Consider the following 15,024-nt stretch of genomic DNA (forward strand, 5'->3'; position numbering starts at 1 on the left):
GTGATGACTATTTTTGATGAAATTAAGGCGGATCCTGCTAATGCATCCTATACCAAGGCTGGCTGGGAGCCGATTTACAGTGCGCCGGCCACGGCGAAAATTTTAATTATTGGCCAAGCGCCGGGGCTGAAAGTCCAAAAAACCGGAGTGATGTGGAATGATGCCTCCGGTGACCGGTTGCGGGATTGGCTTGGTGTCTCCAAACAAACTTTTTATACTTCGGGAAAAATTGCGGTGATTCCAATGGACTTCTATTATCCGGGCAAGGCTAAAGCGGGCGACCAACCACCACGGCAGGGGATTGCGGAAAAGTGGCACCCACGCCTGCTGGCTGCCCTGCCTGATATCCAGTTGACAATTTTAGTTGGGGCCTATGCTCAAAAGTATTACTTAGACTTACCAAAATCAGCAACCTTAACAGCCACAGTCAAGGATTTTGATCGGTTCTGGCCCAAGTATTTGCCAATTGTTCATCCATCACCACGGAATAACATCTGGCTGAAAAATAATCCCTGGTTTGAGATTAAGGTTGTGCCGAACTTGCGGCAACGAGTCGCGCAGCTGCTTTCGATTGAGGAATGAGTGCATTCAATTTATGGGAAGGATTACTTAGTTGCTTGCGTCTTCGGACGCGAACTGATTTTTTAATCGTCTCATAACAAAAAAAGGTTAGGTTCATACGTTTTCGGTTTGAAAGCGTATGTTCCTAGCCTTTTAGATTTGCCTAAAAATCCAAACAAGGGTGATGCTACCAAGTAAGAAAAGCAGGTTCCAACCGGTAAAGATGGTGAGAAAATGACGAGTGTCTTGGCGTGTGAGCCGCTTTCGGACCTGTCGATAGGCTAACAAATTCGCTAATGAGGCGACTAAAGTACCAAAACCACCCACTGAAACACCCAGAAAGAGTGCTACTTGAAAGGAAGTAAAAGGGGCAAGTAGTGCTGCTGTTGGGACGTTGGAGAGACCTTGGCTGACTAAAGCACTCGTGATGAACGTCTGCCAAAATGATTGTCCGGCCCACTTTAAGAAGATGACGAGTTGGGGGAGGTCAATGAGGGTGCCGACAATTAGAAAAAAGTTGGCAATTAGCAACACGACCCCGTAATCAACTTTGGTAAGCGCCAGGTGGTCAATTGTGCCAGCTAAAATCAGGGCCACGATTAGGCCAAAAACGGCGGGAATCAAAGCTAACAGACTAGATAAGACAGCCAGGGAGCCAAGGGCTAAGAAGGTCAAGGTTCCTTTTTTAATAGGAAGGACTACTTGTTTTTGTCGGGGTAATGGTTTGGGGTTTAGACCAATGAGGCCCAGTGGCAAAGTTACCAAACCGATTAATAGAAGAGCAGCAGTTGGTAGGAAGTGGTTGAGCGGCCAATGGTAATAGGAAAGCAGGTAAAGATTTTGGGGATTACCAAAAGGAGATGCAGCTGAACCAAGGTTGGCGTAAATTGTGATGAAAGTGATTGTGCGTGCAATTGGAAGGTCAATCTGAGGCACCATCACAAAGAAAAGGGGGACAAGGGTCAAAATGGTGACGTCATTGGTGACGAGCATCGAACTGAAGAAGGCGGTCAATAGTAGAAAGAGGAGGGCTTGCTGATTGGTTTTCGCTCGTGCCAGAATGGCTTTGGCAAAATAGTCTAAGAGACCTAACTGTGACCAGGTACTGACTAGAATGAGTAAGGCTGCCAGATTAAAGAGGGTTTTCCAGTTAAGGCTCTGCCAAGCAAGTTGGCGACTGATTGCGAGGAAACAGACAATTATTGTCGTTAGGATAAGGAGGTAATCGTGGGTTAATTTTTTGAAGATGGTTGCCATGGCAGTTTTGATTTTCCTTTTTAAGTGGGTAATTGGTTTTGTTTAAAGATAAGAGTAAACTAAGGTGCTAATTTAGAGTAAATGTTACATCAAGATGTTTGGAATATTCCATGTTGATTTTGAGCTATTCGACTATAAGGAAGAGGCTTGACCAGGCCGTATTACCGCTAAATAGTAGTTTTTGATTAAAAAAGAACAATTCTTAATTGTTTACAAGTCATTCTAAAAGAGTTAGAATTAGATGATTAAAGTTACATTTATTTCTTGAATGTGTTGCGCTGAAATAAAAGTAGAAAGCGGATAATGATTATGTTAACAAATCGTAAAATAAGCGTTAATACAAAGGAGCATTACAAGATGTACAAGGCTGGTAAATACTGGCTTTTTGCATCAATTGCGGTCGCTAGTTTTGGTCTGTTGACTGCGGTTGATGGGGCAAGTGTGCATGCCGACTCGACTCCTACAAGTCAGGCGCCGATTAATAATACCACGAGTCAAACAGTAAATCAGTCAAGTTCTGCTAGCCAGTCGGTTTCAGCCAGTCAAAGTACTAGCCAGTCGATTAGCGCTAGTCAATCAACTTCAGTCAGCCAAAGTACTAGCCAGTCGACTTCAGTTAGTCAAAGTGAAAGTCAGTCGGCCAATGAATCAAGTACTGGCAGTGATAGCGCCGACAGTCAAACGCTTGAAATGAGATTAGGAGGGGCTGACTCTGCCGCTAATTCTGAACAATTGGGTGCCAATTTGTCGACCGGTAATACCTCAACGGTAACACCAAATGCCGACAGTGGTCGCACTGATTTTAATAATACGGTTAATAGCGGTCAAACGGTCCAAACCCCAACTTCTGTGACCGTAGCCGTGCCGGATCAAATCACTAACCCACAAAATTATCAGCAAAAGAAGGTTGATGTAGCAACATTTGACCAATTGAATGCCGCTTGGCAAGATGGCAGTACGACCTATATCAATATTACTCAAGATATTACACCAGGCGCAACTGGCAGTCTTGGTTGGCGCCCAGCTAGTAGTAGTGTCGTTATCAACGGAAACGGCCACACAATTGATTTGGGACAAAACAATTTCCGGATGTATGATAGTTATAGTGCTAACAACATTACCTTAACTAACGCCAACTTCCAACAAGGTTATAACTGGGGGGATAACGATAATCAAGATGAATCATTGGTTCGGATTGGTGTGGGCGAATACACGTCAATGGTTGTCGATAACGTCAGCCTCAGCAACGACGCTGCTAATACGAATGCCATTCGTTTAGCCTATTTGGGCTATGGTGGAAAAATTACCTTTTCTGGGACAAACACGTTTAACATTACCAATGAATTGACTCGGGCTGTGACGAGTATTAACTTTGCTAACGGTGCCTCGGTCAAGGTACAGCGAACGGCCAACGATTATAAAAACTCGATTTTTTATATGGGTGTGATTGCCTACCCAGGCTATGCCGGTTATGGAAACAATATCACAATGGGTGATGGTTCATCATTTTCGGCCTCGCTTTATGATGTCAGTCAATCTGCTAACTATTCAACCATTTACCAATACTTAAATGGGATGACGGTTGGTGACAATGTTACCTGGTCGCAAAATGGTTTCCAACGTTTTATCTATATGCCTGATAATGGCGGCGTTCAAAACGCCGTTTTTACCTTTGGGCAAAACTTTGATTTGATTATTCCAAAAACGACGCAAGCATATTCTATTTACTTAGTCAATAATACTAAGATGATTTTTAATGCTGGCGCCCAGGTGGACATTAATCAATACTACCCTGATGTGGTCGTTGCGTTAGGTGGTACTTCGTCTATTCAATTTATTTCACCAAAAAAGTTGCACCTAGCAATGCTGAATACGAACGGAACACCGGCTAATAACGGCTATGGTGTGATTTATAACTTTGGATTGGCATCGACTGCGTTTACGATTAATAATTCGAATTTGTCATCTTGGACCGGTTACGATACAGCGACTGCGACACCAAATGGTGATATCAATGGCCAGTTTTCTCAACTAATCATCAAAAATGCGGCCAATGCTTATCTCGTTAATTCCGATGGTAGTACCACTCCAACCAATATTATTTCCAACCAATCACGTGAAATTCAAACCAATTCAATTGCTCCTGGTAATATTTACGTACAATATGTCGATCAGAATGGTAATAATGTTGGTGATAAAAAACTGATTAGCATGCCAAGTGATGCTTATATTGGTCAGTTTTTGTCTTTGAAAACAAAAGAAGTTTCTCAAGTTGATATGCCTGCCAATTATATGTGGGCTTTGGGCAACCAAGTCTACGCCGGTGCCAAGACGGATGCTCAATCTGGCGGTGATTCATCAACCACAAGTGATAACGGTGATAGTGATACTGGTCAGGCAAATGTTGCCATTGTTCCCGTTTTAGGAACGAACTTTGTTTATAAAGTTTATGTTTATGGTCAACCAGAGACAACCTCGTATGAGTACGTAGATCAGAATACTGGTAAGATTATGTCGGCCCAAAATGCTGGAACCACCGCTCCGGTTTCATCAAACTATGGCAATATCATCGATTGGACCGATTCTTATTACACCAAAAATGGTGTTCCAGATGGATACCACCTTTCAACAACTGCGACTCAACCAACAACGACAACTGTTGGGACAAGCAATCCAACGGTTCAGTTATACGTTGAGGGAAATAGTCAAACCGTTACACCAACTTATCAAACTGATGGTGGTCAGACTTTGTCACCGGCCTCACCAATCACGATGACTGGTATCACGGGTCAAACAGTCACGATTCCGATTGAACCGGCTGTTGATAATTATGAAATTAGTTATGTCTTAGTAAACGGTCAAAAAGTCGCTCCTGGTGCCAGCTTGACTTTGGCCAACGGCACCGATACGGTTGTCTATGTATATAAGTCATTGGATGGCTCACGGAATGCTGCTGAAGTGGCGATTAACGGTGCTGCTGATACAGCCATTCAGAAGATTAATGACCTACCAAACATGTCTGATACTGACAAGGCGGCGGCGGTTAACAAGGTTAAGGCTGAACAAGCGACGGCTATTACTACCATTCAGACTGCCAAGTCCAAGGATGTTGTTGAGGATGCCCAAAATTCTGGTGTCTTGAGCATTCAACGGGATGCTGCTGCGGCAGTCATTGATAGCGATGCGAATACTCAAGCTAGTCAAGTGGCAGGCATGAACAACATATCTTCCGCTGACCAGAAAACCGCCTTGCAACAGATTGAAACTCACCGAAACAATGCCCAGGCTGATTTATCAAATGCCACTAGTGCAGCTGACTTACAGACCAAGATTAATGCGGCGAATGTGACCTTGACGCAGGATGGATCAGAAGCTGAATTGAACGACTATGGTCAAAGCGCCTTAAAGCAGATTAGCCAAATGCCAGGACTTTCAGCAGATCAGTTAGCCCAAGCGGCTCAAGATATTAATCGCGCCGTTACCAATGGTCAAAACAACATTGGGACGAAGAGCCTAATTGATGATGTTTTGGCAGCTTTGAAGGCTGGTGAAAATGACGTTGATAACCTCAAGAACGGTTACCAGGGCCAGAGTGAAACAGCGATGAACACCGCTAAGTCCAATACCATTAGCGCCTTGGGCCAGTTTGCAACGGATGCCAAGGCTAAGATTGCTGCCTTGGCACCGTTATCGGCCGATGCTAAGCAGGCTGCTGATCAGGTCATTGACCAACAAGTTGCAGCGGCAACAACCAACATTAATAATTCAGCCAATACAGAGCAAGTAGCCGAAGCGCAAATTAATGGTCAAGTTGCCGTTAGCCAAACGGTGGCCAATTCAACCTTGGACAATGATGCGTTGATTGCAACAAACAAGGTTAATGCACTATCCAACATTGACACCACTGCTAAGCAAGCCGCTATTACTAAAGTGACCAATGCGCAAGCAGCGGCTAAGCAGTCTGTCCAATCAGCAACTAATACGAATGACATCACGACTGTTCAGTCTGCCGGTCAAACCAAGGAAGCTCAGATTGCTAGTGAGGCTGTCTTGGATGATGCTGCCTTGCAGCAAACCAATATTATTAGTGCCCTAAAGAATTTGGGCGCTAACCAACAACAGGCGATTGACCAGGTCAATGCTGATCGTGATAATGCCAAGACCAAGGTCAATACTACGACCACACCAAGTTTGGCGCAGTCTGAAGAGCAAAACGGTGTGCTAGTAATTACTCGGGATGGTGATCAAACCGTTTTGACAGACTATGCAGTAGCAGCGCAGAACCGAATTGCGGCTTTGCCTGATTTAAATGAGGCACAAATTAGCCAAGCAACGACGGGGATTAAAAATGCCTTGCAAACTGGTCAGGACAACATCACCAGTGCCCAGCAGGTGACGGATGCCACAGCGGCTTTGCAAAAAGCTGAGGAAGTTATTGATAGCATCACTGCAACTGCTCAGACCAACAGCGACACCACTGTGAAGAATGCTAAGAGTACTGCCGGTGATGCGATTGATCAGGCTGTTGCGGCTGCAAAGACAGTTGTGCAACAGTTGAACCCACTTAGTGACCAAGCCAATCGTCTTTCTCAAATTCAAAAAGACGGCGATGCTGCGAAAGCTAAGATTGCTGCCGACCAAAATACTGCAGCTATTTCAAGCGATCAAACGACCGGTTTGCAGGCAATTACAAATGATAAAAACGCTGCAGTTTTGCAGAGTGCCAAAGAAGGTGCCATTGCCGCAGTAACACAGGTTAACCAGGATACGAAAACGGCCATTGGTCATTTAACACCATTGGATTCTAAGGAAATTCAAGCGTATCAGGACCAAGCTGACGTTGTTTTGGCAACTGCGACAAGTCAAATTAATCAGGAAACGACTGTCAATGCTGTCAATGGGGACCAAACAGATTTCAGTAGTCAAATTAGTAGTATCCAGGATGCTGCTAATTTGCAAAACAGCAAGGAAGCTGACAACCATCAGTTGGACCAATACGGTCAAAATGCCAAGAATGCCATTGCGGACAAGACGATTATGCCTGATTTGACTCCTGAGCAAATCAGTGACTATGATGGCCAGATTGATGCTGCTATCACGGCTGGTCAGTCTTCAATTAATGGTGGTCAAGATACAACCACCGTTACTACAAACTTCCAAGCTGCTAAGGACAGCATTGATAAAATTAAGGCTGCTGCTCAAGCCCAAAGTGCTACGATTGTTGCCAAAGCAAAGAGTGATGCTGATGGAGCGATTGATCAGGCTGTTGAAAATGCCCAAGCAGCCGTGCAACAGTTGAGCCCATTGCAGGACCAAGCTGATCGGCTTGCGGCAATTAAGAGCGATGGGGATGCGGCGAAGGTCAAGATTGCGGCCGATCAAAACTCAGCTGACATTGCCAACGATCAGGCGGCTGGTTTGCAAAAGATTAGTGCTGATCAAGCTGCAGCAACCTTAGCAAGTGCTAAAGAAGCAGCTATCGCAGCGGTTACGCAGGCTGGTGCGACAGCCAAGACCATCATTGGTGGTTTGCAGCCGTTACAGTCTGATGAAACTCAGACATTTCAAAATCAAGTTGACGCCGCCGTGACGGCTGCTACTAATCTGATTAACCAAGAAACCACAACTGCTGCAGTGACAAATGATCAAACAAATGCCATCAGTAACACGATTACTGGCATTCAAACCGCTGCTAGTTTGCAAAACATGAAGGAAGCAGACAACGCTCAGTTACTCAAGGATGGTCAGACTGCCAAAAATAAGATTTTGGCCTTGCCTAATTTGACCGAAGACCAAATTAACCAAGCCAATCGTGATATTGATTCGACTGTTTCAAACGGTCAGGCGGCCATTAATGGTAGTCAGAACCAGGCTGATGTTTTGACGAACTTTCAAACGGCTGAGAGTAGCCTGAACAAGGTGATAACAACAACACAGTCACAAAGCGACAATGCACTGGTAAATGCCAAGACTGCTGCTGGCACTGCGCTTGATCAGGCAGCTGCAGCTGCCAAGACTGCCATTGATCAGTTACCGGTCTTGGACACTAATGAAAAGACAACCTTTAAGGATAATGTTGATGCAGCTGTAACCGCTGCTAAAAATAGTATTCAAAATGAAACAACAATTGCTGCGGTGACGGTTGATCAGAATAATGGTCTGACTACGATTAGCAATCAGCAGGCCACTGCTGCTTTGCAAAATGCTAAAGAAGACAGCATTAACCAGTTGAACGCTTACGCCCAAAATGGTCGGACCGCCTTAACGAAGTTGCCTAACTTAACAGATGCGCAAGCCAGTCAAGCGAATACTTCGATTACGAATGCCGTAACCAGTGGGACAACAAATATTAATGCGGCTACGGACTTGGCGGGGGTAACGCGATCTTTGGTTGCAGCCGAGTTTGCAATTAACCGTGCGGGCGTGATTGCGATTAACCAGAGTAATGCGGCTTTGATTTCCGCCCGGACAGCTGCTGATGCTACAATTGATGCAGTTGCAACAGCAGTAAAGGCTACTATTAATAATTTGACTCTGTTGAGTGACCGGCAAACACGGTTAGATCAAGTGGATACGGATGTTACCAGTGCCAAAACTGCTTTGGAAAGCACGAGTGCTACTGCTGACGTGACGGCAGCACAAGGAAAAGCAATGGCAGCGCTGAATGCTGATGCGGCCAACGCCCAGCAAAAGAGTAGTCAAGAAGATGCGATTAGCCGTTTGCAGAACTATGCGACAAATGCTGAAACGGCCGTTGCTTTGATGCCTGGTCTGTCAGCTGATAACGTGACGACTGCTAAGACGGCAATTGAGAATGCTGTTAATAATGGTAATAACAATATTTTGGGTGCTTCAGAACATGCGGCAATGGCAAGTGCTTTGATTGCTGCCGAACAGGCTATTGATGCAGCTGCAACAACCGCTCAAAATCAAAGCCAGCAAGCGTTGAATCAGGCACAATCAGATGCTACTGCTGCAATTGATGCGACCCTCGCAGCTGCTCAAGAAAAGTTGAATCATTTGTCGCTGTCGACAGATGATCAAGCTGCTCAAGAAAAGCAGTTGGAAGCCGATGCTGGTAATGCAAAGACTAGTATCAACGTGGCTACGAGTTTGAGTTCCATTAACCAAGCACAGCAAACGGGTGTTCAGGCAATCAATCAGGATGTGCTCTCAGCCGAAATTGTCAGTTTACAGACTGAAGCTAAGAAGCGTCTTCAGGCCTATGCCGATCAAACAAAGTCAACAATCAGCAGTCTGCCTGATTTACCAAGTGATAGTTATACGAGTGCCGACAACGGTATTGACGACCTGGTGAAGGTTTGGTCAGGAAATATTGTCAATACAAGGAACCTTGCCGATATGCAGAGTGCGCTTTACAGTGGTGAATCAGCGATTAACATCGTTAGTTTGACTGCTCAGGCAAATAGTCAAAAGATTGTTGACCAAGAACGTTCTGCTGCAGAAGCTGCGATCAATCAAGCTGCGGCAACTGCTTCACAAACAATTAATGGATTGAACCCACTCAGTGATATGACAGCACGTCTTAATCAAATTGATCAAGATGTCAAGGATGCTGAAGCTGCTCTTGATGCTGCGAAAAACAATCAAGGCTTTCTTGCTGCGCAGAGCGCTGGAACAACAGCTATTACCAATCATGTGACCGCTGCTCAGTTAAAATCAGCGCAGGAAAAAGCGGATGCCGATTTGACTACCTATGGTCAAAACGCTTATGCCAAAATTATGGCACTGCCTGATTTAACAGATGCCCAACGTCAGCAAGCAAATACCGATATTACAAATGCGGTTAATCAAGGCCAGTCAGCAATCGATGCGACAACTAGTCAGGCCGATGTTGCCCCTGCTTTGGCGGCTGCCGAAAAGGTTATTGATGGCATCCAAGCGACCGCGCAAAACAATAATCAAGCGGCGGTTCAGCAAGCACAAAGTGACGCCGATGCTGTCATCGAAGCTGCGGTCAAGGCTGCCAAGGCAACATTAGATGGGTTGACGCCATTATCTGATCAACAAAGTCGTGAAAATCAGATTGATACGGACGCTCAAAATGCCAAGAATGCAGTTGCCAAGGCAACGACGATGGCTGATGTAACCACGGCTCAAAATGCTGGCACAACAGCCATCACAAACGATACAACGGCTGCCCAGTTACAATCTGCTAAGGAAAAGGCAAATGCTGATTTGGCCAACTATGGTCAAAGTGCCAAGAATGCGATTAAGGCGATGCCCGATTTGACGGATGTCCAACGCCAGCAGGCTGATGATGCTGTTGATGCTGCTGTTTCTTCAGGACAAACGAATATTAACGCTTCAACGGATACGAATGGCGTGGCCAAGGCTCTAACTGATGGTAAGGCCGCTGTTGATCAGGCGCAAGACACAGCACAAGAGCAGAGTAATGCAGCGGTTCAGCAAGAACGTGACGCTGCCGATGCCGCAATTGATGCCGCTGTCAAGCAAGCAAAGGATACCATCAATGGTTTGAATCCATTGTCGGATGAGGCGATGCGTCTTGCTCAAGTTGATACGGCTGCCGATAATGCTAAGAAAGCGATTTTGCAGGCAACTAATGAAACGGATATTAAAACGGCACAGAACGTTGGTACTTCTGCGATTACCCAAGCTGCCACCGACGCCCAATTAAAGTCGAAAAAGGAGGCCGCTGACGCCGCCTTGGCAACTTATGGTCAAATAGCCAAAGACGCCATCGCGAAGATGCCTGATTTGACCCAGGACCAGATTGATCAAGCTAACCAAGATATTGCTGCTGCTGTGCAGGCTGGTCAGGGACAAATTGATGCTTCCGCTGATGCTGCCGGGGTTGCGACTGCTTTAGCTAATGGTGAACAGGCTGTGGATGCCGTCCAAGCAAGTTCTCAGACAAACAGTGACACGACGGTTCAACAGGAGCAAAAGAATGCCGATGCTGCCATCGATGCCGCTGTTAAGAACGCTAATGCTACCATTGAGGGCATGAACCCGTTGGCAGATAAGATGACTCCTGAAAAAGCGGTTGCGGCCGCAGCTCAGGTTGCCAAGGAAGCGATTGCTAAGGCTGGTAACAAAAACGACATTACGTCTGCACAAAATAGCGGTACGACTGCGATTGCCAATCAAACGACTGCTGCGCAATTGCAGTCAACCAAAGAAGCGGCGATTGCAACACTGACTCAGGCCGATCAGGATGCTAAAAATCAGATTAAGGCTCTACCTGATTTGACTACTGACCAAATCGCGGCTGCTAACGCTGCTATTGATGCCGCATTCAACGCTGGCCAAGAGCAAATCCAGGCTGCAACAGATGCTAATGGCGTTGCAACAGCTTTGACAAGTGGTCAAGCCGGCATCAAGGATGCTGAAGATGTAGCCCAAGCCGAGAGTGCTGCAACCGTTGCTAAGGAAAAGTCAGATGCTAAGGCTACTATCGATGCTGCTGCGAAGCAAGCAACGGATCAGATTGATGCAATGACACCATTATCTGATAAGCAAAATCGTGAGGCTCAGGTCGCAACGGATGCGCAAAATGCCAAGGATGAAATTGACCAGGCCAAGAACAAAGTTTCTATTATGGCTGCTCAAACGACCGGTACAGCTGTGATTACAAATGACACTGTTGCTGCTCAATTGCAATCAACGAAGGAAACCGATAAAAATACTTTGGCAGCTGATGGCCAAGAAGCTAAGGATAAAATCAAGGTGATGCCTGATTTGACCACTGATCAAATCAATACCTTTAATGACCAGATTGATGCTGCTGTGCAGGCTGCTCAAGGACAAATTGATGCTTCCGCTGATGCTGCCGGGGTTGCGACTGCTTTTGCGGCAGGCGAGAAAAATCTTGAAAACATTCAGCAAGATGCTCAGAATATTAGTGACGCAACTGTTGCGAATGAGCGAATGATGGCTGATAATGCCATTGATGCCGCTGTGAAGGCTGCCAAGGCTACTCTTGAGGGTATGAATCCATTAGCGGACAAGGCGACCCCTGAGTCACAGATTGATGCTGCTGCTCAAGCGGCTAAGACGGCCATTGCTGATGCTCAGAATCAAACCGGTATTAATGCTGCGCAAGATAGCGGTCAGGATGCTATTAATAAGGTGACGGCTGCTGGCCAGTTGCAATCAGCAAAGGAAGCTGCTAATGCTGCATTAACGCAGTATGGTCAAAGTGCCAAGGACAAGATTGCTTTGATGCCTGATTTGACAACAGACCAAATCAGTCAAGCCAATGCGCAGATTGATGCTGCTGTTAATACTGGTCAGGGTAACATTGCTGGTGCGACAGATGCCAATGGCGTGGCGGCAGCTTTGAAGAATGGCAAAGCTGCAGTTGATGCCGTTCAGACCAATGCTCAGATAAACAGTAATACGACAGTTAGCAATGAAAAGGCCGCTGCTAACAGTGTAATTGATGCCGCTGCCGTTAAGGCCAAGGAGGCCATTGCTGCTTTGAGCCCGTTGTCTGACAAGGCAGCTCGTGAAGCTCAAATCGATCAGGATGCCGCTGCCGCTAAGAAGGCGATTAATAACGCAACGAATGAAACTGATATTGCCAAGGCTCAAAAGGCTGGAACCGATACGTTGGATACCGACACCGGAAATGCTCAATTGAAATCAGCTCAAGAACAGGCGAATGCCGAATTGACTCAGTATGGTCAAAGTGCCAAAGGCAAGATTGCTTCGATGCCTGATTTGACAACAGACCAAATCAATCAAGCCAATGCTCAAATTGACAGTGTTGTTCAGGCTGGTCAGACTAACATTGCTGGTGCCACCGATGTCAATGGCGTGGCGGCTGTCTTGAAAAATGGCGAAGCGGCGGTTGATGCCGTGCAAGCAAAGTCACAAAGTAGTAGCGATGCTATCGTGAAAACTGCTAAAGATGCGGCTAACTCAGCGATTGATGCTGCTGCTGCCAAAGCCAAGGCTACTATTGATGGCTTGAATCCCTTGTCCGATAAAGCGGATCGTGAAAATCAGGTTGATCAAGATGCTGCTGCCGCAAAGCTAAAGATTGCGCAAGACACGACGACCGAACAGGTTGCCGCTGATCAAAGTAGTGGTTTAAGCGCTATCAATAATGACGTGAGTGCTGCTCAAGTTGAGAGTGCACAAGAAGATGCGACAGCTCGTTTACGGGCATACGCCGATAATGCGGAGGCTGCCATCACTTCGTTACCTGATTTACCAGCAGCTGATTTGACGGATGCAAAAGCAAAAATTGAAGCGGCTGTTGCTGCTGGTGACAAAGCGCTGACTGCTGCGCAGACGATTGATGATGTAAAATCAGCTTTGACCAATGCCGAACAAACCATTGATGGTGTTTCAACGACGGCTCAAGGTCAGAGTAACCAGGTGGTTTCTGATGCTAAGCAGGATGCCAAAAACGCTATTACGGCTGCTGCGGCTAAGGCGAAGGCATCGATTGAGGATTTGACGCCTTTGTCTGAATCAGAAAAGCAGGCGAAGGAAAACCAAGTGGATCAAGATGCGCAGATAGCTGCTCAAAGTATTGATGCTGCAACGGATACCGCTGCCATTACGCAGGCAAAGCAAACTGGTATTAACAACATCAACCAGGATGTTTTGTATTCACAGGTTGAAAACGCCCAACGAGATGCAGCGGCTCGACTCTTGGCCTATGCAAACCAAGCAAAGCAGACGATTACCTCACTTCCTGATTTGACCACGGACCAAATCAATCAGGCCAATGCTGATATTGATGAAAAGGTTCAAACTTGGACGGATAATATTAACCAGGCGCAAAACTTGGCTAGTGTTCAAACCGCATTGGCTGATGGTGAAAAAGCCATTGATAATATCAGTTTAGCTTCCCAAAGTCAAAGCCAGCAGACCGTGACCAAGGAAAAGAATGCTGCCGACAGTGTCATTGACGCTGTCGCTGCTAAGGCCAAAGCTGCCATTGATGGTTTGACACCATTGTCTGACAAGGCAGCTCGTGAGACTCAAATTGATCAGGATGCAGCTGCTGCCAAGGCAGCAATTGTCCAGGCAACGAACGCAGCTGAGATTACGAAAGCTCAAAATGCTGGGACAGACAGATTGAACGTCGACACCGCTGCCGCTCAGTTGCAGTCACAAAAGGAAGCTGCCGCCGCTGCTTTGACTCAGTATGGTCAAGCTGCCAAAGATAAGATTGCTGCACTGCCAGATTTGACTCCTGATCAAATCAACCAGGCGGACGCCGAGATTGCTGCCGCTGTGAAGGCCGGTCTGGGACAAATTGCTGCTGCAACGGATACCAACGGGGTAACAACTGCCTTGAACAATAGTCAAGCAGCAGTCGATCAGGTTGCCGCCGCTGCTGCCAATATAAGTGGACAAACGGTAGCAAGCGCTCGTACCCAAGCCAAGACGGCCATCGACAATGCCAGTGGCCAGGCCAAGGCCACGATTGATGGCCTGACTGCCCTGGTGGCTGCCCAAAAGGGTGCCGATAAGGCCAAGGTCGACCAGGATGCTGCGGCTGCCAAGGCTCAGATTGATCAAGCAACGACAACGCAAGCCATTCAGCAGGAATTGGATGACGGCTTAGCAACAATTCAAAAGGATGTTGCAAACTCAATTTTTGTTAACACCAAGGCTGATGCTGATAACCAGTTAGCTGGTTATGGTCAAGCAGCCAAGGACAAGATTGACAAATTACCAAACTTAACGCCGGATGAAATTGCTCAGGCTGATCGTGAAATTGATGAAATTATTACACAGGGTAAGCAGGCAATTGCGCTGGCAGCAGCCGAAAACGAAGTGAAGGTTGCTTTTCAAACAAATGAGGAAGAGATTGATGGCGTGGTGGCTAATGTCCAAGCTGAAAGTGACCGGCAGAAACCAGTTGTTAAGACAGCAGAAACGCTCCCAGCACCACAATCTGCTCCAAATCAAGCACCTGCCTTGCCAATGACAGGGCGTTTGCAGAAGCATGAAGCCAATATGGCCTTATTACCATTGGTTGCACTTGGTTTGCTGACCTTCTTGAGTGGTAAACGACGTCGACAACGTGATGATGAAAAATAAGGCGAATCAGCTTGTTTCAAGTATTGACAGTTGTTAAAAAACTGCTAAACTTAGAAATAGATTAGCCGATGAGCAGGAAAAGATGAAACTTGGACAGGAAGCGATCTGACGGTTGGTGGAAGTTAGACAATAGTTTCATTAGAAGACACCTGG

The 15,024-nt window shown here is 46.3% G+C and carries 3 protein-coding genes; 2 read left to right on the forward strand and 1 reads right to left on the reverse strand.

Annotated elements, in window-relative coordinates; translation table 11 throughout:
- Positions 1 to 3 precede the first annotated feature (3 nt).
- Complete coding sequence (locus ACSYSH_RS01080) at positions 4 to 582, forward strand: uracil-DNA glycosylase family protein (RefSeq protein WP_489816458.1); 579 nt, start codon at positions 4 to 6, stop codon at positions 580 to 582.
- A gap of 132 nt (positions 583 to 714) precedes the next feature.
- On the opposite strand, the gene ACSYSH_RS01085 is transcribed toward ACSYSH_RS01080, so the two are convergent.
- Positions 715 to 1,818, reverse strand: coding sequence for an SLC13 family permease (locus tag ACSYSH_RS01085; RefSeq protein WP_489816459.1), 1,104 nt, complete (start codon positions 1,816 to 1,818; stop codon positions 715 to 717).
- Positions 1,819 to 2,121: 303 nt separating this feature from the next.
- On the opposite strand from ACSYSH_RS01085, the gene ACSYSH_RS01090 reads away from it, so the two are divergent.
- Positions 2,122 to 14,871, forward strand: coding sequence for a DUF1542 domain-containing protein (locus ACSYSH_RS01090; protein ID WP_491702586.1), 12,750 nt, complete (start codon positions 2,122 to 2,124; stop codon positions 14,869 to 14,871).
- Positions 14,872 to 15,024 lie beyond the last annotated feature (153 nt).

This window comes from Fructobacillus sp. ESL1117 (assembly GCF_058508565.1).